8 protein-coding genes and 1 pseudogene are annotated in these 24,017 nt (G+C 57.2%); 7 read left to right on the top strand and 2 right to left on the bottom strand.

Annotated features, from left to right (window positions below; genetic code table 11):
- Positions 1 to 21: 21 nt before the first annotated feature.
- Together F7D08_RS07870 and F7D08_RS07865 are read right to left on the bottom strand one after the other, a co-directional pair.
- Positions 22 to 5,974 (bottom strand): annotated as a pseudogene (locus F7D08_RS07870) (Ig-like domain-containing protein).
- A 48-nt stretch (positions 5,975 to 6,022) separates the two neighbouring features.
- Positions 6,023 to 7,438, bottom strand: a complete 1,416-nt coding sequence (locus tag F7D08_RS07865; protein ID WP_404979665.1) for a serine/threonine-protein kinase — start codon at positions 7,436 to 7,438, stop codon at positions 6,023 to 6,025.
- Positions 7,439 to 7,560: 122 nt separating this feature from the next.
- Between F7D08_RS07865 and F7D08_RS07860 the strand changes: the two genes are divergently transcribed.
- The 7 genes from F7D08_RS07860 to pepN all read left to right on the top strand — a co-directional run bounded on the left by F7D08_RS07860 (position 7,561) and on the right by pepN (position 23,918).
- Complete coding sequence (locus F7D08_RS07860; protein WP_152210096.1) at positions 7,561 to 11,742, top strand: PD-(D/E)XK nuclease family protein; 4,182 nt, start codon at positions 7,561 to 7,563, stop codon at positions 11,740 to 11,742.
- Entirely contained in the window at positions 11,739 to 15,752 is a 4,014-nt protein-coding gene (locus F7D08_RS07855) for an ATP-dependent DNA helicase (protein ID WP_152210095.1), read from the top strand. Before F7D08_RS07860 ends, F7D08_RS07855 begins: the two co-directional genes overlap by 4 nt.
- Before the next feature lie 203 nt (positions 15,753 to 15,955).
- Positions 15,956 to 17,308 (top strand): MFS transporter, encoded by a 1,353-nt coding sequence (locus F7D08_RS07850; RefSeq protein WP_152210094.1) that lies wholly within the window; start codon positions 15,956 to 15,958, stop codon positions 17,306 to 17,308.
- 142 nt (positions 17,309 to 17,450) lie between these two features.
- Positions 17,451 to 18,206, top strand: a complete 756-nt coding sequence (gene dapB / locus F7D08_RS07845; RefSeq protein WP_152210093.1) for a 4-hydroxy-tetrahydrodipicolinate reductase — start codon at positions 17,451 to 17,453, stop codon at positions 18,204 to 18,206.
- A 121-nt stretch (positions 18,207 to 18,327) separates the two neighbouring features.
- Positions 18,328 to 19,233 (top strand): 4-hydroxy-tetrahydrodipicolinate synthase, encoded by a 906-nt coding sequence (dapA, locus tag F7D08_RS07840; protein ID WP_152210092.1) that lies wholly within the window; start codon positions 18,328 to 18,330, stop codon positions 19,231 to 19,233.
- 81 nt (positions 19,234 to 19,314) lie between these two features.
- The gene (locus tag F7D08_RS07835; RefSeq protein ID WP_152210091.1) at positions 19,315 to 21,159 is read left to right on the top strand and encodes a ribonuclease J; all 1,845 of its coding nucleotides are present in this window, start codon (positions 19,315 to 19,317) and stop codon (positions 21,157 to 21,159) included.
- Positions 21,160 to 21,308: 149 nt separating this feature from the next.
- Positions 21,309 to 23,918 (top strand): aminopeptidase N, encoded by a 2,610-nt coding sequence (gene pepN, locus F7D08_RS07830; RefSeq protein ID WP_152210090.1) that lies wholly within the window; start codon positions 21,309 to 21,311, stop codon positions 23,916 to 23,918.
- Positions 23,919 to 24,017: the final 99 nt, after the last annotated feature.

Raw genomic sequence — 24,017 nt, 5'->3', positions numbered from 1 at the left:
GTTGTGTCGCTTCGTTTGCGTTCATTGCGGTGTATTGGCCAGACCGAGTATCCAAGGATGTTCGGTGAGCGTGTCGACATTGGTCGATGATCTGAACGACATCGGAGCCGCTGATTGTGTGGAGGATCGCGCTCCCTGGACAGTACCGCCTTGCGCTGTGCTGTCGAGGGCTTGCAAGCCGCTATTGCCGGTTACTTTGACGCTCCAGGTATAGGACTCGGCGCTCGGCAATCCGGTAACATCCAATGATTGTCCGGGAATCCAGGTGAACGGCCTGTCGTTGATGATGATCTGAATGGTCGCATCCTTGCCATAGGTGTTGATCGATCCGCCGGTGACATTGATAACGTGCTCGTTGTCTGACCAGCGCAGTTCATTCGGTGCGATGATGTCCGCCGGCACTTCATACACGTATGGTTGTCCTGAGACTGGGCTGCCTATCCCTGGTGCACTGGACGTTCCATTGAACGTCTGCGTGACCGAGGCTCTATTGCATGTGGCCCAAGGAATCATGGTGAATGTGTGCGATGTCTCATCGCCGGGTACGGTGGTGGTGCCGATGCCATTTGCGTTTACTTTGAATGATTGTGCACGTCCTTGCTTGGACCAGCGGACGATACATTGGCCCGCATTACCAGAGGTGCTGACATTCGAAGGGGCTTTGACGCTGTACGTCGGCCTGATTTGTGCCTGTGCCGATTCCGGGGTGGCGTTACGCTCCGGTTGCACTGTGGCTTTTACGGTGAATTCATCCGTATTGAGCGCGCTTTCCGGCACCGTGAACGTGGTGGTACCGTTCGTGCATGCGACGTTGTCGCTCACCGCTCCGGTAATGGCTATGCTCGTGCATCCGGCATTGCGATTGTCATTGGACGTCGCGATGATCGTGACCGTGGTGTCGTCATTGGTCATCGTCATAGTAGGGGCATCAGGGTCTCCCCAAATGATTTGCGGATTGGATGCGGCGGATTCCGGACCCCAATTGGCCTTGTTATGTGCTTTTACCGTTGCCGTCACGGATGTGCCATCGGTAATGTCGTTGTTATTGAATACGAAGGTGGCCTGCGTGTCTGTTCCGCCTGTTTCCTTGCTTTGTGTGGATCCAGCGCCAGCAATGGTGACGGTGTAATTATCGACTGCGCTGAAATTTCCTTCAGGAGGATTCCACGTCACTGTTGCCTGCTTGTTGCCTCCTTCCACCTGAACATTGGTGGGAGCGGAAGGCGCGTTATCCGGCGTTGCGTTGACGGCGCTGGATGCTTTGGACCATCCGACCTCGTTTTTGGCGCTTACGGTAAAGGAATAGTTTTTACCATTGGCAAGTCCCGTGATTTGACATGCGGTCACCGCTCCACAGGACTTTTCCCCTCTTCCGGCACCGGTCCACTGCACTTTGTAATCAGTGATGGGGCTGCCATTGGCGGATCCTGGAGTCCAACTGAGATTCACCGCGCCATCTTGCGGGTCGCCGGCGACCGGGGATAGCAGTGGGGGCTCGGGCCTGTCTATGACGGAGACGGTAAGGTTTCCGGTGACTTCACGCTCTTTGGCTTTTGTGCCGTCCGATACATTTACCAACACCGTGTTGGAGGACGCGCCGATATCAGAGGCGGCGGCTATGACGATGATGCCTGATGATGCGCAACTGGTAACGGATAGTTTGGATGCATCATCGGTGCGGCAATTGGTAACATTTAAGGCCGATTCAGGGAATGGATTGTATGCGTCGGCTAGCATATTCACCGTTGCAGTGGAACCGGCTTTGACGGTAACCGATTGGTTGCCGATGCGCGCGAGCGGACGCGTGGATACCGTCACGCGCACGGTTATACCCGCATTCACGGTGCCTTTGCTGTATTTGATTGCTATGGGTATGGACGCGGTGGTGCCCGGTGCCGCATCGACTCGTGCCGACACCTTCAGGAGGCCGGCGGATGACAGGCTCGAGGCGATAGGACCGGAGGAATCCCCACCGGAATAGGAGTAATGCTTCTCATCGTCATACAAGCCGTTGGGGGAGTGGGTCAGCGCCGTTACATCAATGGTCTTGGCTTCAGCACCCGCCTCTATGTCGATGGTGGGCGAGGAGAATGTGGGAGGTGGCACATCTCGTCCGACAATCGTGATTTGGAGTGTGATGACCGCGGAATTGATGATTTTGGTTTTGAACGATTCAGGCTTGCCGTCCACCGCGGTAAAGGTGATTGATGCCGGTCCGGCGTAATCCTTATCTGCTGTGAACTTCAGCGTGGTGCTGTTCACGTAAAGGTCTGAGTTCGATGCTTTGGTGGCGCTCACTGAGCCAGCGCTTTCGATATAGGGCTCCTTTCCCGCACCGACACGAACATAATCATTGATATTGATCTGAATGGTTTCACGGGCGTTGACCTTGAGCTCAGGTGTCTTGGGACGCAGTGTTGGAGGGAACACGCCATAGGCTGGCACTTGGATGAACGCCGTGGACGTGCTGTGGTACGTCGTGTTCGTCACGGTATAGGGCACGGCTCGTGCCTGCGCGGTGAGATCCACGGTAATGATGGTCGAATGCTTTCCGCCTTTGACTCGCGCATGATCAGCGGCGGAGGGGTGCACGGCTACGCTGAGTTCGTCGGTTGTGCCGGAAGGATTGGCGATCCATGGGGATACATCAACGTCTACGGACTGCTTGTCGATGGTGGCGGCCGAAGGCACTCGATAGTCGTATGCCGTAGGAGGTTCGATTGGGGCATTGGGATCCACATTCACGCTGAGCGTGGCGGTGTCGGAAAGCCCGGCCCTGTCCTGAACGGTGTAGGCGATGTACGCGGTGGTGGCTTTTGGGGGAGTGGTGAACGCGATCATGTTGTCTTTTACGCTGACGCCATCGATGCCTTGAACCTCAACATGTTCGCCGACTGTGAGATCGGTGTTGTCCCCGGAAATATCGTTTTGTGTTACCGGCACAGTGGCCACTGTGTTTGGTCGTAATGTGATGGTGTCATCGCGCGCGTATACGCCGGAATCGGATGCGCCTTGGAAAACGCCGACACGTATCTGTGCCTGGGCTCGCTGGCCTGTCCAATCCTCCACTGCATAGGAGAATGTATCCGTACCGGAGGAATCCGGGTAAGCCTCATAGATGAGATAGTCCGCTCCCACTTCGACGATACGTCCCAGTAAAGGCGCCCTATTGCCGAGACCGAGCAGCTGATCGTCATCGCCATCCGTATCAATGCCTGTTAACGTGATGGGAATACGGACCTTTTGCCCTGCGGCGACCTGAGCTTCCGTGTTATGCGGGGTAGGTGGGGCTTTGCTCGCCGCATTGCTTGCATGGACGGTGATGGTGATGGTGGCGGACGCCACATTGCCGAGGTTGTCTTCCACCGTGTATGTGATAGGGAAGACACCCACTTCTTGCGAAGCCTGATAGCGTACTGTATCCGCAGAGACGAATATCAGTCCTTTGAATGTGCTCTTGTCGTATTGCAGGTTGTCTTTCAGTCGCACCGTGGTGCCATCGGAATAATCCACATGGTCCAGCACATCCACGGATGCGATGCCGCCTGTGCGCACTTGGGCGTTGACGTTGCTCGCTTTGGGGGCTGAATTGGCAGCGGTCAGTGCCGGTGGCTGTAGCACTATGGTTCCGGTGGATGTGCCTGCGGCATTGGCCACGGTGTAGCTGATTGGTGTTGGACTTGTTGGAATTTGGCGTGCGGTGATATACACGCGTTTGTGGCTCACCAGACCAACTTTGATGCCGGAATCAGCCGCGGTGCTTACGGTGGTTACGGACAGGATACCGCCCATTGGATCGACGTCATTGGTCAGAGGCTCCACAATCGCCGTGTTATCCGCTCCCAGAAGAGCGACATCGTTGGCGGCTATCGGTTTGGCGGATTCGCCGGTGACCGGCTGCACTTCGACCCGGGCCAGGCCGGTTGCGGGAATGGTGCCCTGGGTGATGGTGTATGGCACATAATAGGTGCCTGGTTTTGTGGCTTTGAACGATATCGACATATCTGTCGCGTTCGTTGTGATAACCACGCCGTTTGGCGTATCGACTTGGCTGAGCTGCGCCGGCTGCATGGAAGTGCCATGAACATAGGGCGCAAGATCGATGATGGTGTCCGTAGCCGGTGTTGTGGTTTTGGCGACTGGATCGATAGTCGCCGCCAGGGTATTGGCCGGCTTCACCGAAAAATAAAGCACACCGGTGCCGGTCGCTTCACCATCCGATACGATGACCTGCACGCTGACTCGTCCTGAAGTTTGGGAACCGGTATTGAACGTGAGCTGACCGTCCGCCCGTGTGGAGACCTGGACCTGATCGGTGTTTTGCGCCGCGGCGGAAACGAGCGTCAATGGGTCACCGTCCGGATCGGTGAAACTGCCAAGCACATTGGCTGTGTAGCTGGCGCCTTGCTCGACGTTGTATTCAGGCGGGATATCCGACTGTACGGGCGCATGATTGCTCTGCTCGGTCAACGTTACGGTTACCGTGGCGGTGGAGGTTTGCCCGCGCCCATCCGAAATGTCATAGGAGAACGTCGCAGTGCCCGCTGATGCCGTCGATGCATCCATCTGCAGGTATCGGCCGTCATAGATTGGGGCCACCGTGATATTGGCGCCATTAACGGCGCTGACCTTGGTGATGGTCAACACGGAACAGTCGGTCTGTTCATCGTTGCGTAGCACGTCAAGAATCTGTTCGGATCCGGCCCGCGCGCCTATCTGATCGTCCTCGGCTTGGATTTGCCCTGACTTTGCGGAACAGGTTTTTGAAAAGTCATGCTGATTGTTCGCCGAGTCGCTGTTGTCCTGTTGCTGCTCGTTTCGTTCGGTCTGTATGGTGTTCCATTGGATTTTGATGACCTTGGTGTTGCTGTTGGGGTTCCATACATTGCCATTGGTCACATCATTGAGCACTACCAGCCTATGGTTGGTGCGGAACACCAATTGCGAGGTGGCGTTTACCGATTCCAAGGTCGTAAAATCATCCGCCGAAGCGTCCTCGCCGCATATGCGAATGTAATTGTGGGATTCCTGACTCCAAGCTGCATACACGCAGCCATTGGTGGAGACTGGTTGAGCTGGATCGCCCTTGCCTCCTGTGACGAAGAATTGTGTTTTGCCGTTGGACTTCAACTGAACTATTGCAACGCCGCGCGGCGATGACGCAACCACCCATCCGGCTTGTCTGCCGTCTGTCGAGGGGGCTTGGAGCGTCAGTGTGCCAGCAGCGTCGACCGTGACCTTCCTCTTGATGGACATCACGGTATTTCCTGACGTGATTACTGGTATATCGCCGATGACGGTAAAACTATCTGCTGCTTGTTGTCGCCCGTCGGAAAGGGAGCCTAGTTCCTGCGTGGTGGAGGAACCGGAATCCTGCAGCATGAGAATCATGCCATCGGATGGCCGATACCCGTAGACTGTCCCCGTTATGGGTTACCGCGATACGGCCACCTGAACCAAGTTTCATCTGAGGCGCGGTGGTGGTTGGCGATAGCGCATCGAGCTGATTGGCTCGGCCTGTCCATACGTTTCCTGTGTTCTGGTTGATGAATGCGAGGGTGTCGCCTCCAGTGAGTGCCGTGGTATTGGCTTTGACATTGGTTTGTGCATCGGTGCCGACCGTGGAGGCTTTGATTGAAGTGGCTTGGCCGGGTTCGGTCAATATCGTATTGCCGTTGTGCTGTGCAATATCGAATTGTGGTGCTGCCGAAGCGATGCCAGCGTCGGCTTCCTGATTCTTGACGTTGAATCGTGCTGCTTTCTGATGGTTGAGTGATGTGACCCATACGGTGCCGTCGTCCAATTGCACGTGCTGCTTGGTGACTGAACTGATAATCACTGCTCCGGCGAGCAACGCCAATAGTGCAAGAAGCGCCAGTATCGGCATCAGCCGGCTACGGCGTTCTAATGGCAGCAAACGGCGTGCGAAGGCGTTGCATCTGTGCCGATTATGTGCGTGTGATGAGTTTGCCATTGGATTTTCACCGAACTTCCCTGTTCTTCACGTCAGTCTAGACCGGACTCATGGTTTTGTGGCACATGAGATGGCGGGATTGGCGGACATTTGCCGATTGGCTCGCACGAGCGATACCTGAATGCAGGTTTGAGAACCTTCCTGAGGGCTAACGGCGACGGATGTCCGTTCGGTGGTGCTGGTTTGGGTGCTTTGGTCAGCGGCATCCGACTGGATCAACGACCATGCATAGGAGTCGCCATCGCGCGGATCGGGATTCGTCCATGTGAAGGTAACCGATGCGCCATCCGTTGAATATTGGCCGGATAGATTTTCCGGCGATGGCACTTGGCCGTTCGAAGTGTCGGTGACGGTATCGTCGTTCGGGCTCGTTTTGCTGTGTTTTGATTCACCGCTTTTGGAAATATCTACCTGAGAGATGCCGGAAGTCGGTGAAGTGTCCATTCTGGGGAAAATCACGATAATGAACACCAGACACACGGCGGCGATGACCGCCATGGCGGATACGACCATCAGCAAAGGTTGAAGCCAGTGGCGTGCGTTATTCGTCGGCCGCGGAGCTTTTGCGATGGTGCCACTCCGACGTGGCGAGTCCTTTGGGTAAGCGGGAACCCCATCGGCAACTACTGGAGTGATATGACCGTAATCGGCTGATTGTGCCCGTTGCATGGCCCGTGCAAATTCCAATGCGGAGTAATACCGTTGATCGGGGTCTTTGGCCAAGGCCTTGCTCAGCACGGATTCCACGTTTGCGGGTACATCGGGCCTGCCGATGTGGGGAAGCGGGTGATTGACGATTAGATCCGCCAATTCTGATTGCGTGAGTGGATGATAGCCATGCTGATATGGAGAACTGCCTGCTAGCAGTGCATAGAGTGTGGCCGCCAACGAATACACGTCTGCTGTTTCTGCTCCATTGGCGTGGTGTTCGAGAACCTCGGGAGGGGCCCAAGGTAATGAAAACCCGGTGGCGCTCCGGTCATACGCATCAGAGGATATGCCGAAGTCGCTTAAGACAGGTAGCCCCTGAGCGGTAATAAGGATATTGCTGGGCTTGATGTCGTGATGAATGATGTTGTTGCGATGTGCGGTATACAGAGCTCCTGCGAGTTTGATGCCGAGATCCAGTACCTGCTCGCAGGTTAAGGACTGTGCCTTCATCGCATTGTCGTATGATCCGCCCGGGGCATATGCAACCACCATGAATCCGCGGCCGTCCGAGGTAATGCCGGCATCGTAAACCGGCAAAATATAAGGATTCGCTGAGAGCTTCGCCATGAAATTCGCTTCACGGTTGAAGGAGGCGGCAGCCTGCGGATTGAGCGCGGTATTGCTGACTTTTACCGCAACCGGTCGTTGCGGCATGCGTTGGTTATAGAGGAAGACCGTGGCAGCTGCGCCAGAGCCCAATTGCTGCACGAAATCATAGCCCGGCAATTGCGGCGGTGCAATGGTAACGGACATGATCTCCCCCTTGATTGAATCATCAATGCCACCCCTGTGGTTCAGGATACTGCCAGCATAAAGGCTGTATTGAGACGCGGTAAAATTTTTCCCTCTTAGAATTTGGGGCTTAGTCTTGAACCATGAACGAGAACAGGAACCTTTCATTGCTGCTGGACGGCATCGAACGCGATGGCGCGTCGAGGCTGGTAGTCGGTGTGCCCGGTTCAGGGAAAACGGAGTATGCAATGGCTGTGCTGCTCGAAGGGCTTCGTCGATACGGCGACAGTCAAGCGGTAATGACCGTATCGGGCCGCGTTGCCGCGGATCAGTTGGGCAATCGCGTAATACGCGAGCTGGGATCTTCAAGTCAGGCAAGGCCGGTCACCACATTGGGCGCTGTGGCATTTCGTGTGATCGCGGCATCGCGTGCCGAATTGGGAATGGTCGAGCCACGTTTGCTGAATGGTGCTGAACAGGATGCACTGCTCAGACGTGTCATGGCCGTGCATATGACTCATGCCATTGCCGGTGATGAATGCCGGACATGCCTGCTATTGCGCGAGTATTTTGCGCAATCCCAGTGGGCGTCACTGATTATGGATTCCAGCGAGACCGTGGTTGGCGGTTCCACCAGCGCAGAAATCATGGCACGCGGTATTTCAGATGCATTCATCAGCCAATTGAGAGATATGCTTGCCCGCCTGGATGAGCTTGGTGTCAGCCGGCATGACGAGCCGGAGTTGCTGCATGCTGTCCAAATGGATGCGCGTCTGTTAGTGCAATGGAAGCTGGCATTTGCATTGCGCGCGGAATACATCCATGCCCAATCGGAAGCATTTCCGCAGCAATATCGCCTGGATGCGTCATATTTACTGGTGGCTGGCGCGCGTGAGGTGCGAGACATTCGAATCCGTCAGTCCGCTGGAGGGGATAGCGGCGAATCTTGCCGGCCTAGTGCTCAGACGGATTCCGGTTTGTGGCATTCAGCTATTCCACGGCTCGTAGTGGTGGATGACGTGCAGGACATAACCCTGGCCGGTCTGAGATTCCTGGAAGAGCTGCATCAGTCCGGCGCGGCCATCGTATTGGTCGGCAATCCGGATGAAGCGGTGCAGACATTTCGCGGGTCATACCCCGAATATCTTATGCGCCGTGCTTGTTCAGGGCAATTGCATGCCGTCGTGGTTCCTCTACAATCCCCAAGCGCACATGGCGGGTCGGTATCGGAACCGAATTATGCACACGTGGTGGCATCGCGGGTATCGTTGTCCATTCCATCGGAGGAAGAGGAGCAGCTGCCCCTTGCCAAGCGCCCCGGCAAGCTGACTGAGGCGTTAACCGCTGGTGCAAGGGATATGTCGGATGATCATTCGCTGTTGACGGGGCTGTATCGCTCCTCGCGTGAAGAACTGGATGATGTGGTGTGGCGTATCAAGCGCACGCACCTTGACCGTCATATTCGTTGGAACGATATGGCGGTCATCGCGCATGATAATGCCACCGTGCGCGTGTTCGGAGAACGTCTGCGGCGCGATGGCGTGCCGGTTCGGTACTCCTCGGTCACAAGACCTCTTAAGGATGAGCCGTTCGTCCAGGGATTATTCGCCCTTGTCGAGCTTGCTCGTCTTCGGGCGGATGGTGTGCGACACTGCGCCATGACCCTGGCTCAGATAGCTGCTTTTACCCGTGCACGGGTCAACACCCTGATGCATGGTCCGCTCATTACCACCGGAAAAAAGCCGGGGCAAGGAAGAAGCGCGCGCCTTTCGCCAATCGAATCGGCTATGGACGCCTTGGAATCATTGGCATCAGTGGTCGGTGAGGAAGGTTCGCTCGCCGCATTGGTGAATGGTTGGCATACGCTCAGCGGCAGTGTAGAAGCCCTCCGCGCGACTGTCCTGGCAACGGACTCGGATGTGGAACATATCAAACCGCCCATTATCATTGATGACACCATTATGGACAGTGCTGCGCATTCCGATCTTGCGTTTGGCGTCGATGCGTTGTACGTCATGCTTGCTTTGGATGATGAATCTGTTCCGACACAACAAGTGCTCGCTGCGGTAAACGCGGTATTAGGCAATGATCCCCAGGCACAGGCATTCATGAATCTGTGGAATCTGGTCGATCGCGTCAGTGCGCAATTGCGTGCTCTTCCGGAAGATCAGCGGGATGTGCCTATCAATGTCTTGTCCATTGCATGGCATGCAGCAGGTGTGGCATCGTCATGGCAGAAGACGGCCTTGACGAATACGCCGGATGGACGGTCGGCGAATGACCGGTTGGACGCAGCCATGCGATTGTTCCAATTCGCCGAAAACTCCGCAGTCAGCGCCAATATCACAGGGTTCATAGCCCAAGTGTGCAATATGCAGGTGCAGGCGGATTCCCTGGCGCGCGTCGGCCCGGTCGAAGACGCGGTGAGTCTTGCCACGCCGGCGGGCGCAGCAGGTCGGCATTGGCCATATGTGTGGATTCCTGCAGTCGAACAGGATGTGTGGCCGAATCTCGCTAGCCGTAACACCATGTTTGGCGGAGAAGAGCTTGCGGAACTCGTGCTGCGCGGCACTCGGGCCGGTACTGACGCTCAGGGTCACGATCCACGATTCATATCGGTGCTATCCAGCGAGAAGAAAAGCTTCCTCGTCTCGTTGACCAGAGCATCCGAGCAGGTATTCGTCAGTGCCGTGTGGAGTGATGACACCAGTCCCTCGGACTTCCTGTTCGGATACCTTCCGGAACGGTATCCAAGAGATAGTAAGGAAGTGGTATTCACTGCAGTGGGTTCCTGTGCTGATCATGCCGATCATGTGGGCGATGACGAACATGCCAACGAGACTGCTGATGAACTGTTTGCTGGGCTGGACGGCAACCCGCGCGATCTCGTAGCTGCCGCGCGCGTCGCGCTCGCGGAAACGCATGACTTTCCCCGTCGGGAACGAGATGCGGCGGCCGCTTTAGGCATACTCGCTGCTCATGGGATTGATGCAGCGAATCCAATGCATTGGTACTTCGCCCAGTGTGATGGCCAAACATTTGACCAGCAGGGCAGCGAAACGCCGCGGAAGAAACCTGACGAGCAGCCTATTATTACGCTTTCTCCGTCGGCGGTGGACGGATTATGGGCCTGCCCGGTGTGTTGGCTACTGGAACATCAATTCGCCGGGCCTCAGCCAGGATCGGTGAACGCGGGATTCGGCACGCTGATTCACGCTGTGGCGCAGCAGGGTAGCGAAGAACATCTGGATCGGCTTGATACTGATGCCCATGCACTTGCCGCATTGGGATTGGATGCCGCCGCCGGTAAGGAACAACGTATTCAGGCGGTAGCCGACAGACTCATGGCCATATATGAGGAAAAACGACCTGATCCGACCATGGTGGCCGACATCCGAGAACGGTACTGGGCAGTACGCAAAGATGATGCCGCCAAGGATATGCTGCATAATATCGCCAGTTACTTTGTGCTGTCTACGGAGGAGTCATATCTGGGGCAGAACTTCGGTAAATTCAATATCGGCACATTGCAGGACGTCGCTTGCGAGTTGCAATTCACGGCTCGATTCGATTTGAACGACATTCTTGCTGCCTACAATGCCGTCCCAGGCATGGATTGCATCGACCGACACACGTTGCTGGAGCTCATGGGAATATTGGTAGGCGGCTGGCCGGAAGGCATGAGCGAGGACCTGGTGGTGCGACTTTCCGGCCGTATGGACCGGGTGGAAAGACGCGTGCTTGCTGACGGTGCCGGCAATATTCGTCTGATTGACTATAAGACCGGTGCGTTGCCGGTTGGCAAGCAAGTATTCAATGATCTTCAGCTGGTGTGCTATCAGTTGGGGTTGGTGTTTCCGGAACATGGTCCGCGTGGTGCGGCTGCGTTGCGTGAAGCGCCGAGAATAGGGCAAAGCGCTCTGTTCCATGTGGGGCATAACGCCGCTCCTGCACAAAGCCGCGCACCGGAAGGAACATTCCAACCTCCGTTATTCACGGGTGGAAGCCTGAACGCGGAACCGTTTGCTCAACGGACCGGCTTCCCGTCGTTGGATAAATTCCGTGACGTGCCTACGCCGTCAGCAGAGCAACGACCCCTCGGTGTGAGCGAGGGAACGTGGCAGCAGTTTCTGAGCCTGGCCAGTACACAAGCCATGTGGTCGCTCACCATGATTTCGCGTGTGTTCTATGCTGCGGCGGCGAGCCGGTCGACAAAGCTGGATGCACATCCGCAGAGTGCGCATATTGAACATTGCCGCATGAAGAACGTTTGCCCGGCCTGCGCAGGCCAGGTGGACACCGTATTTGAAACGAGGCAAGCATGAGTGCGTTTACCCCAAGCCCCGAGCAGTCGGCCATCATCAATGCGCCCGCCAATGACGATGTACTCGTGGTCGCCGGTGCAGGCTCCGGCAAGACCTTCACCATGACCCAACGCATCATCGCCTTGATCCGAGGAGGCGTTGCTCCTGAACGTATTCTTGGCCTTACCTTTACGCGCAAAGCCGCCGGGGAACTGCTCGAACGAGTGTCGGCTGCAGTGAGCGCTGCGGGTGGGCAAAGGATCCAGGGGAATAAGAGCGGCCAGAATGCCGAGAACTCCCAGAACACCCACAACGGTCACAATGCGTTTGATACGCCCAACGCATCAATAGAGATCGCCGATGTGAACATTGCCTCATCGTGGGATCGCGCATTTTTGAAGCCGTCGATATTCACCTATGATGCGTTCTTCCAAACGCTGGTGAGACAATACGGTTTGCTCGTGGGATTCGATCAGAATACTCAGCCATTAAGCGAGGCCAGCGCCCTGCAGCTTGCCATCGAAGTCATTGACCGGCACATGGAGTTGATGTCTGGCGAAGATTTCGGCGCGCTCGCCAAGGTAGCCCAGCAGGTCATCGATCTATCATCCGCGATAGGTAGTGCCATGATCGGTGCTGGGTGCACGGATTTCGAAGAAGCCATGGATCGGGTAAGTCGATGGGATACAGCTTTCATCGACGTGTTGAATAAGAATCTTGCGGGGGAATCGATTTCTGATACCGAGCCTAAAGTCCATAAAATCAGTAAGGCAAAAAAAGATACTGATGCCAGATGGCAAGCCAAGCTGGACACTCGAGCTGCGGAAATGCACTCATTATGTGTTTACCGATGCGGCGAATTGCTCGCGGCAACACGCAAACGTGAGGTGCTGCTTCAGCTGGTGCGGGCATATGCCAAAGCCAAGCGAGAACGCAATATGGCGGAATTCTCCGATTTCACCATTGCGGCTTATCAACTTATTGAACGATTCCCCTCCATAGGTGAGCAAACACGTCGCCGATACAGCCATGTGCTGCTGGACGAATATCAGGACACGTCAACTACACAGGCGGCGTTGATTGCGGCGTTGTTCCATCCGGATAACACTCACCGGTGTGCGGTCAATGCCGTGGGCGACCCATTCCAATCCATTTACGCCTGGCGCGGTGCCAGTCCGGGCGCGTTTCGCATGTTTCAGCATGACTTCCATATGCCGCAGGATTCCAAGCCGTTCCCTCTATCCGTCACGCGGCGTAACAGCCGAATCGTGCTTGAAGCCGCCAACGATTTGACCCTGCCGTTGCGCTCCCTCCCGGCACGTCCCTCAAGCTCGTTGATGCGCGAAGTCGGTGTTGCCCCATTACGTGCATTGGATAACGCTCCGGAAGGTACCCTCGGGGTTCTCGGATATGCGACGATTGGTCAGGAAATCGATGCTGTGGTGCGGTTCTGCAGGCATGCGGTCGAAAAATACCGCAAGCGTGATTCAGATTCGGCCCATGTAGCGGTGCTATTTCGCGGCAAACCACGCATGCCCCTCTATCAGGAGGCGCTGGAACGAGCAGGGCTCACTACATTTGTCGTGGGATATTCCGCATTGCTGGAACGCCCCGAAGTTCGCGATATCATGGCGTTGCTGCATGTGGCATCCGACCGTACCGATACCAAGTCTTTGATGCGATTGTTGGCCACGCCGCGATTCAACCTGTCCTCAGCCGATTTGACCGCTCTGGCGTCGATTGCCGAAGAACTCAATACGCAACAACGCTTTAGGGCATTGGCGGAAGCTGGATTGGTGCCTGCCGACACTCCTGCTGCACAACGAGCGGCGGTGGTGCGCGAGCACCGTGACCAAGTGGCCAATATGGTGTTCGTTTCGGACCTGTTGTCCCAGGAGGACATTTCCTCATATGAGCACAAGCTCAGTGAGCATGGGCGGCGCGGCATCGCACAAGCCATGCAAGCGGTGCGACGGGTGCAGCATGCCGTTGGGCGTCCGTTGGGGGAAGTGATTCGTGCGGCAATTGAGGCATTGGATCTTGATATCGATGCTGTAGTGGCTCATACTGTGCGCGGAGAAGGGAGTCTCAATCCTACGGTTGCTCGAATGCCAATGCATGCCATCGTGGATTTGGTCGATACGTATACCCAGGAACTCGATATCGACCAGACACCGACATTGCGAGGCTTCATTACATGGGTCGATTATCTGAGCAACGTGAAAGATGAAGCAGCCAACCTGCCGGATGCTCCGGTGGATGTGGAACTCATGACCGTGCACCAATCCAAAGGTTTGGAATGGGACGCCGTAGCGGTCGTCGGCATGACGCAAGGCGGATTCCCCAGCAATCAAGGGGAGCATCTGTCCATAACGCTCGAGGAAGGTCATGAAGGAGGCGTGGAGCAAGGACAATGGAAAGCCCCGGAATATCATGAGACAGCGCATTCCTGGCTCACTGATCCGGTGGCGGTACCAGTGCCGATGCGGGCTGATGCCGCCATACTGCCGCGTTTCCCGCATGATGCTGATGTGAACGCCGACCCCGTCGCCACGCTGCAAACCTTGGAAGGTGTGGAACTCATCGACGATGAGGCATTCGGTTCCATCCGTGATTGGGGGGACGGCGTTGAAGACGCAGACCGCAGCGGTTGGTATTTGACGCAGATGGAGGAATATGGCCGCAGATTGCATGCCGACGAACGCCGACTGGCTTACGTGGCATTGACCAGGGCGCGTAACGACGCGTTAATGACCTACTGCATGTACACCAATGCATCCAGCAGGGACCCCTCTACGGTGAAGAAAGGGGCGAAGAAGTCCTCGCCCTCCAACTTTTGGCTGGAAGTCCATGATGCCTTGCATGCTCATTCGCACGCGGTAAGCGCGGAGCAATGCGTGGCTCAACTATCGGGCGAGGTGGTGTTTACCACTCAGGAAGGTGAACCTATTGCGCCGCCTCAAGGATTCTTTGTGGGAGACGCGGCAGGTGAATATGGCAAAGCCGTGATTGCTGATGCTTGGTGTACGCCGCTGGAGCGGGTATCCGAAATCGATGGCTTATATTGGCCGGCGCATCTGAGTTCGGGCATACAACAGCGGTTGAATCAGGGTCTCCCTTCCGTGCTCCAGGCCATCGACGAAGCCAAGCAAGTAGTAGCTTCCAGTGGTGGGACTGCGCAGCTGATATGCGGGCCCCTTTCTCGGCGTGCACAATTGCTGGCTGATGACGCCGATTTGATGAGCGGCGGCGAGAACAAGGAATCGCTTGACGAGACGGTGAAAGACAAAGCACGGCGTATCCTCGCCGCAGGCCGGCAGAACGTCACCAGTCTGCAAGCTCGTGTTGGCGGCATGAGCGAACGCCAAGAGCATGACTATTGGCGTTCTGTGATTCGTCCGGTGCCACGTATCTCCTCTCCTGCGGCGCAGGAGGGTACTCGTTTCCATGATTGGGCGGAACGATTCATGAACGCCGGCAATCCGACCGAGCAGTTGCGTCGGGAACTGCTCATCGAATCGGACCAATATACAGGCCAGTGCCCCAATCCATGCATGGATTGGAACGCCGATCAGTACAGAGGCGTTCCTGTTCCCGCGGATGGCAACATACCGGTGTGGGCCGAACGCCTGATCCAATCCGCTTGGGCCAAGCGCACGCCGGTGTGGGCCGAGCGGTCGATTGTGGTTGACGTGCCCGGTATCGGCCTCGTCAATGGCAAGCTTGATGCGGTCTTTGCCGGAGGTCTGGACGCCAACGATACCTCCAAGCGGTTCACCGTCGTTGATTGGAAAACCGGTAGGCGACCAGTCAAGGCCGCGGACATCGAGCGTAAGCTGGCTCAGCTCGACATGTATCGACTGCTACTTGCCGTAGTGGAGGATGTGGAGTTGGAGAGTATCGACGCTACCCTCTACTATGTCAGTGAGCCTGATGAAAGCTTGCGTGAGCTTCAGGCTCATACCAAAACCAAACAGGAAATCCTTACCGAGTTGAGCTCCGGGATCCCCGAACAATCTGACAACGACTAGGTTGTAATGCCTATGACATGGTGAAGGCGCCGCCGAGTGCTGGGGCTCCTTAAGGCGATAAACCAGCGTGATTATTGCGCTGAATGCCATCATGTCCGCGGGAGAAACGCACCGCGTGACGTTGCTCGAGGACCGCTACCCTCGGAAGGCGCGTGTGGGCGGGCGCACGTGCCGGACGAACCCACCAGTAAGGAGTAAGTGCATTGTCTACGACTCGCGTTGCCATCAAGTCGTGTCCCACTCCATCGCCCTACAAGCGGCTTTTCGCATTGCCGGGAGCGAAAGCGTTCTGTGTATCCGGTGCCGTGGCCCGTTTGCCGATCTCCATGATGAGTCTTGGTATCGTGCTGGCGCTGAACCACCTGTATGACAATTGGACCGTGGCCGGCACGATGAGTGCTGTATACGTACTTGCCATGTCGTGTGTCACACCGTTCTACGCCAGGGCATTCGACCGATTCGGCCAGGCACGTGTCGGGCGTATCGCGCTCGCGGTGCAGATCGTCGCCATGCTGTCGTTCGCCTGCGCGGCTCTGATTCGCGTGCCAATAGCGGTGCTGTTCGTACTGGCCATCATCATGGGCCTTACGCAGTTTTCGTTCGGCGCATTGGTCAGAACACGTTGGGCATATGCATTGCGCGGGGCGCAAGACGGTGATCAGTTGCTCAATACCGCCTACGCCATGGAAGCGGCCATCGACGAAATCGTGTTCATTCTAGGGCCAATCATGGCTGCATGGCTCGCCACCTCGGTGCATCCGGTATCGCAGCTTTTCGTACCTACACTGGCCTGCGGCATCGGCGGCACCATATTCTTCTCGCTCAAATCCACGCAACCGAACATCATCGTGGAGCCCATCGCTGTTCCCGCGTCTGAACATACCGAGCGAATCAACGCGTCCGCTGCGCCTATGAATGACCCATCGGATGCATCGGTCGCGGATCGGCTCACGCTACGTCAGTTGAAAGCGCAAGCCCCCAAGCCTAAAAGCGTACTGCTCTATGCGGGCGTGTTGCCGCTGCTGGCGGTATTCATCGTATTCAATATGAGCTTCACCTCGTTCGATGTCTCTATCACCGCGACGATGAAAGCCATGGGATTGGAACCTTTCCTGGGCGTTCAGTTGGCCATGTTCGCCGTCGGCTCATGTGTGGGCGCCCTAGTATTCGGATCACGCCAGCTCAAAGGCTCGCATTGGGGCCATATGGTGATGTTCCTCGTGCTGCTCACTGTGGGATATGTGTTCTTCCGTATCACCATGGATAACCTCATCCTGCTGGGCATCATCGAGATTCTGACGGGCCTGACTGTTTCCCCGTTGTTCGCGACCGGCAACCTGATCGTCAAAGATCTTGTGCCGGCCGAATCGTTGACGGAAGGCCTCAGCTGGGTGACGACAGCCGGTACCGTAGGCACGTCGATCGGATCCTCGGCAGCTGGAGTCGCCCTGGATTCAGCAGGGCCCCATGTTGGCATGATGCTGCCGTTCCTCTTCACTTTGGCTGCAGTGCCCCTCGCTTTGTGCGGGTGGTGGCTGGCCAAGAGACGGACCTGATTTTGCTGTTCCCGCTGTTTCCGCGCTGCATCGGCAGCCCCATTCCGTGGACATTTCATCGGTTTCCATTACTGCTGGTGATAGGCTGATTGCCGATTCAGAGGCGTACAACGTACAACACAACGATATATAGGGGAACAGCATGATCAAGGTTTCAGTAGTCGGCGCCAAGGGCCGTATGGGTTCGCATGTGGTCGCTGCGGTGAACAATGCGTCGGATACCGAACTGTCGCTGGCATTGGATGCCGGTGATGACCTGACTCAGATTACTCCCGACAACACCGATGTGGTGGTGGAGTTCACCGTGCCGAGCGTGAGCCTCAACAATGTGCTCACGCTGATCGGTCAAGGCGTTGACGTGGTGGTCGGCACCACTGGCTGGACCGACGAGAAGCTCGCTCAGGTCAAGGAAGCCATCGCCCAAGGCCCGAGGCCGGAAACCCAGAAGGTATTCATCGCGCCGAACTTCGCCATCTCCGCAGTGCTGGCCGACTACTTTGCCACCAAGGCCGCTCAGTACTTCGAATCCGTCGAGGTCATCGAATTGCATCACCCAACCAAGGTGGATGCGCCATCAGGCACCGCCATCCACACCGCCCGAGGCATCGCCGAAGCGCGTAAGGCCGCAGGTATGGCTCCTGTGCCGGACGCCACCGAAACCGATGGCGGTTCCCGTGGCCAGGTGATCGACGGCATCCATGTACATGCCGTACGTCTACGTGGCCTGAACGCCCATGAAGAAGTGCTGTTTGGCAATGCCGGAGAGCAGCTGACCATTCGTGCCGATAGCTTTGATCGCACCAGTTTCATGCCGGGCGTGCTGCTTGCCGTGCGTAAGCTCGCCGGCGACGCTCCTGCCGGCCTGACCGTTGGCCTCGATCATTTCCTCGACCTGTGAACTCCTGTACCACAGGCGAAACCCAGACATACAAACGAATCACAATCATCACAACAACGGACTCCTCGCACGTGCAAGCATCATTGCATAGGAGTCCACAATGGGAAGTACGGTGAACACTATGAGCGAGCATGACATGCATCTTCTTGACCCTGCGCCTTTCGGCCGAATCCTGCCGGCAATGGTTACCCCTATGAAGGCAGATGGCAGCGTTGATTTCGACGCTGCGGTCGAGCTCGCCAAGCACCTCGTGGCCGATGGGGCGGACGGTCTGGTGGTCAATGGCACCACCGGTGAATCGCCTGTGACCCACATGGAAGAAAAGGTCGAGCTGGTCAAGGCCGTCAAGGAAGCAGTCGATGTGCCGGTGATTTCCGGAGCTGGTTCCAATGACACCGCACATACCGTGCGTATGGTCGAGCAGACTCAGGAAGCCGGCGCAGATGCAGTGCTGGTGGTCATGCCGTATTATTCCCGCCCCTCCCAGGATGGTATCGTCGGCCACTACAAGGCCGTCGACGAATCCGCGGAAAAGCCGATCATCGTTTACGATGTCCCCGGCCGTACTGGTCTGAAGGTCAAGATTGAAACCTATGACCGTCTGGCCGAACTTGAACACGTCAAGGCCGTCAAGGACGCCACCGGCGATCTTGCAGCCGCAGTGGAGAAGCAGCAGCGCACTGGTCTCGCCTGGTATTCCGGCGATGATGGTCTGTTCCTGCCGTTCCTCTCCATCGGTGCCGTTGGCATCATTTCAGTGATTGCCCACGTCGCCTCCAACCCCATGCAGCAGCTTGTCCAGGCATTCGATCGTGGCGATATCACCACAGCCCGTCGTCTTGCCAATCAGCTCGCACCTCTCGTCCACGCGCTCAATGGCGATGGCTACCAGGCCGTTATGGCCAAGGCTGCGCTCAAGGTCAAGGGATACATCCCTTCCACCACCATGCGCCTGCCGAACATCGGCCCGGATGCCGCTCAGCTTGATAAGGCAGAAGAGGGCATGCGCGCCGCTGGACTGCTGTAAGCAGCTGCTGTATACGGGTTGCCAGCCCGCCGCTTCCGCATGACAGAGCGAAAGCACAAACAACAGAAAAATCCAAAAGATATGGCACAAGAACAAAAGAAGACAACAAAGAACAGCAATTCGCGTCGCCGTGGCTCAGGTCGCAAGGGCGGCAAGAGCCAGACCAGCCGTAACAACCAGTCCCGCAAGATCAATCAGGCGCCTACTGCGCCTCAGCAGGATGCGGTGCTGATTGCCCCACCGAAGTACCGTAAGGGCTCCATGCGCATCACGCCGCTTGGTGGCCTTGGTGAAATCGGCCGCAACATGAACGTGATCGAATACAACGGTCACCTGTTGCTCATCGACTGCGGCGTGCTCTTCCCGGAGGAGGAGCAGCCGGGCGTCGACCTGATCCTGCCGGACTTCAGCTACATCAAGGATCGTCTCGACAAGGTTGATGCACTGGTACTGACCCACGGTCATGAAGACCATATCGGTGGAGTGCCCTACCTGCTGAAGCTGCGTCCGGACATTCCGCTGATCGGCTCCAAGCTGACCCTCGCGTTTGTGGATGCCAAGTGCAAGGAACACCATCAGAACCCCACCAAGGTGGAGGTTGCCGGCCGTGAGAAGCTCAAGGTAGGTCCATTCGAACTTGAGTTCGTCACGGTGACCCACTCCATTCCGGATGCTCTGGCCGTTTACGTCAAGACCCCGGCAGGCTCCCTGATCGATACCGGTGACATCAAGCTTGATCAGCTGCCGCTCGATCACAAGATCACCGATTTGGTGGAATTCGGCAAGATCGGCGAAAAGGGCGTGGACCTGCTGATGATGGATTCCACCAACGCTGAGGTTCCTGGCTTCGTGAAGCCTGAAACCTCCATTGGCCCGGCTCTCGATCAGGCATTCGCGCAGGCGACCCGCAAGATCATCGTAGCCAGCTTCTCCTCCCACGTGCACCGTGTGCAGCAGGTGGTGGATGCCGCCCATAAGTACGGCCGCAAGGTGGTGTTCGTCGGTCGTTCGATGGTGCGCAACATGTCCATCGCCGCCGATCTCGGCTACCTGCACATTCCTGAAGGCACCGTCGTGGATCTGAAGCAGGCCAACGACATTCAGGACGACAAACTCGTCTACATGTGCACCGGTTCCCAAGGCGAACCTATGGCCGCTCTCGGCCGCATCGCCGATGGCAACCATCGTGACATTCACATCAACGAGTTTGATACGGTGATTCTCGCCAGCTCCCTGATCCCGGGCAACGAGCACGGTGTATATAAGGTGATCAACAAACTCGTGCAGCTTGGCGCCAAGGTGGTCAACCGCGATAACGCAGCCGTGCACGTCTCCGGCCACTGCAACGAGGGCGAGCTGCTGTACATGTACAACATCGTCAAGCCCAAGTGCGCCATGCCTATCCACGGTGAGAACCGTCACCTGGTGGCCAACGGCCTGATTGCCGTCAAGACCGGCGTCGACCCGCAGAACGTGGTGCTCGCGGAAGACGGCGATGTGGTGGACCTCTACCACGGCAAGGCCGCGGTCGTGGGCTCCGTGCCGTGCGGTTATGTATACGTCGATGGTGATTCCGTCGGCGAACTGACCGACGACGAACTGGAGAAGCGCCGCATCCTGGGCACCGAAGGCTTCGTCTCCGCATTCGTGGTGGTGGATACCGACAACCGTGAAGTGGTCACCGGCCCGAAGATCTATCTGAACGCCGTGGCGGAGGATGAAAGCGAATTCGACAAGGTTCGCTACCAGATCGTCGAACAGCTCAACGACGCGATGATGCAGGGCACTCGCGACACCTACAAGCTGCAGCAGATCATGCGCCGCACGCTGGGTGGCTGGGTTGCCCGTCAGCTGCATCGCAAGCCGATGATCGTGCCGGTCGTAGCGGATATCGCCCAGGATGTTGAAATCGTAGATCAGCACTGAGCAACGCCGACAGTAGCGGGTCAGGTGGAGTAATACCCCTGACCCGCTACAGTCGTAATTAACCTTTACTTCAAAAAAATTCGTTATGCCATTCCGGCGCACTGCGCCACCTCCCGCCAACCGGGAGGTTTTTGCATGAAAGGAACACTATGCCCGGATCGAATCTGACCCGTGTTGAGGCCGAAGAACGTAAGGCCGTAGTCGAAGCGCCGATTCACTACCATGTCGATCTTGATCTGACCGTGGGCCCGAAGAACTTCGGTTCCAAAGCCCTCATCTGCTTCAACGCCGAGGAAGGCTCTTCCACTTTCCTTGATTTGATTGCGGATGAAGTCACCGCCATCGAACTCAACGGTGAATCACTCGACCCTGCCGTGGCCTACAAGGATAGCCGTATTGAGCTGACCCATCTGAAGACCAAGAACGAGGTCACCGTCACCGCTCTGTGCCGTTACTCCAACACCGGTGAGGGTCTGCACCGCTCGGTCGATCCCTCCGATGGCAACGTGTACCTCTACTCCCAGTTCGAAGTGCCGGACGCTCGCCGCGTATATGCCGTGTTCGACCAGCCTGATCTGAAGGCCACGTTCGATTTCAAGGTGCTCGCCCCGAAGAGCTGGATCGTCACCTCCAACATGCCGGCCGCCAAGGTCGAGGACGATGCTCGTGAAACCCTCGACGGTACGTTGGAAGAAAAGCCGAACGAATCCAGCCGCCTGTGGACTTTCGAGCCGACCCCGGTCATGAGCTCCTACCTGACCGCCATCTGCGCCGGTCCGTATGCCGAATGGCACACCGAATATCACAACGAAGATGGACGCATCGTGCCGATGGCCCAGTACTGCCGTCAGTCCCTGGCCGATGCCTTCGCCAAGGATGTGGACTATCTGTTCGACATCACCAAGAAGGGATTCGCCTTCTACGCCAAGACCTGGGGCGTACCGTACCCGTACGCCAAGTACGATCAGATTTATGTGCCGGAATACAACGCCGGCGCCATGGAGAACATCGGCATGGTCACCATCCGCGACTCCTACGTGTTCGAATCCAAGGTGACCGACGCCCTGGCCGAGCGCCGCGTGGTGACCGTGCTGCACGAGCTCGCCCACATGTGGTTCGGCGACTACGTGACCATGAAGTGGTGGAACGACCTGTGGCTCAACGAGTCCTTCGCCGAATTCACCTCCACGCTGGCCACCGCCGAAGCCACCGAATGGCATGACGCCTGGGCCACCTTCTGCTCCGGTGAGAAGAGCTGGGCACTGCGTCAGGACCAGCTGCCAACCACGCACCCGATCGTCGCTCCGATCAACGACCTCAACGACACCTACGTCAACTTCGACGGCATCACCTACGCCAAGGGCGCTTCCGTGCTGAAGCAGCTGGCCTTCTACGTGGGTCGCGAGCAGTTCTTCAGGGGCATCAACAGCTACCTCAACCGCCATGCCTACTCCAACGCCACCTTGGCAGACCTGCTGGGCGAACTGGAGAAGACATCTGGCCGCGATCTGAAGGCTTGGAGCGCCAAATGGCTGGAGGAATCCGGCATCAACACCATCGCCGCCTCCGTGAACGTTGCCGAAGACGGCACCATCGCCGAACTCAAGCTCACCCAGACCGCCCCCGAAGAGCACCCGGTGCTGCGCCCGCATCGTCTGGCCATCGGCTTCTACAACGAAGACAAGGCCACCGGCAAGATCGTGCGCACCGAACAGTTCGAGCTCGACGTGGACGGCGAGACCACCGTTGTGGAAGCCGCAGCCGGCAAGCAGCGCCCGGCTCTCATCCTGGTGAACGACGATGATCTGACCTACACGAAGATTCGCTTTGACGCCGAATCCCAGGCCTTCGCCGAAGCCAACCTGCACCGCTTCGACGATGCGCTGGCCCGCGCCGTGACCTGGCTGGCCTTCTGGGATATGACCCGTGACGGCGAATTCCCGGCCGAGCGCTTCGTCGACATGACCTTGCGCCTCCTGGCCACGGAAACCGAATCCACCACCTTCCGTTATGCGCTGGCCTGCATGAGCACCACCGCACACCATTACGTGGCACCTGCTCGCCGTGAAGCGGTGCTGCGCCACGTGGCCGCCGAACTGTGGAAGCTGGCCAACGCCGCCGAAGCCGGTTCCGACAACCAGTTCCAGCTCATCACCGCCTACCTCGGCTACGGTGAGGAAGGCGACGAGGCATTCGCCGCCAACGCTCGTGGTCTGCTGGACGGCACGGTGAGGCTGCCGGGCCTTGAGATCGACAACAACTTCACCTGGACCATCATCCAGTCCCTCACTTCCGTCAACGCGCTGAGCGATGACGAGGTTGAAGCCCAGCTGGCCAAGAAGGATTCAATCGTCAACCGTGAGTTCGCACTCGGCGCCCGCGCCGCACGCCCGACTGTTGACGCCAAGGAATGGGCTTGGGATCAGACACTCAATAACGCTGAGTTGACCAACTCTCAGCTCGAGGCCGTGGCCCGTGGCTTCTCCGCCACACCCAACACTGAGCTTGCCGAGCCGTTCGCCGCCAAGTACTTCGAGACCGTGGACTGGATTTGGGCCAACAAGACCTACCACATGGCCGAAGCCCTGCTCAACGGTCTGTACCCGGGCTATGCCGATCCTGCCACCCTCACCAAGCTCGGTGACGCATGGCTGGAAGAGCACTTTGCCGCCGACAACGCTCTGAAGCGCCTGATTGTGGAGAACGTGGCCTCCTCGCACCGCACCCTCAAGGTCCGCGACTACAACGCCGCCCTGTAAAAGTCCACATACCAAAAGAAAACCCGCAACCAATCCTCAACAGCGTATCCTCGCTCAAGGCTGGCAATACACCGGCCTTGACAAGCGAAGGATACGAGG

This window comes from Bifidobacterium cebidarum (assembly GCF_009193305.1).
Taxonomy (GTDB): Bacteria; Actinomycetota; Actinomycetes; order Actinomycetales; family Bifidobacteriaceae; genus Bifidobacterium; species Bifidobacterium cebidarum.
This window is presented reverse-complemented; position numbering and strand designations above follow the sequence as displayed.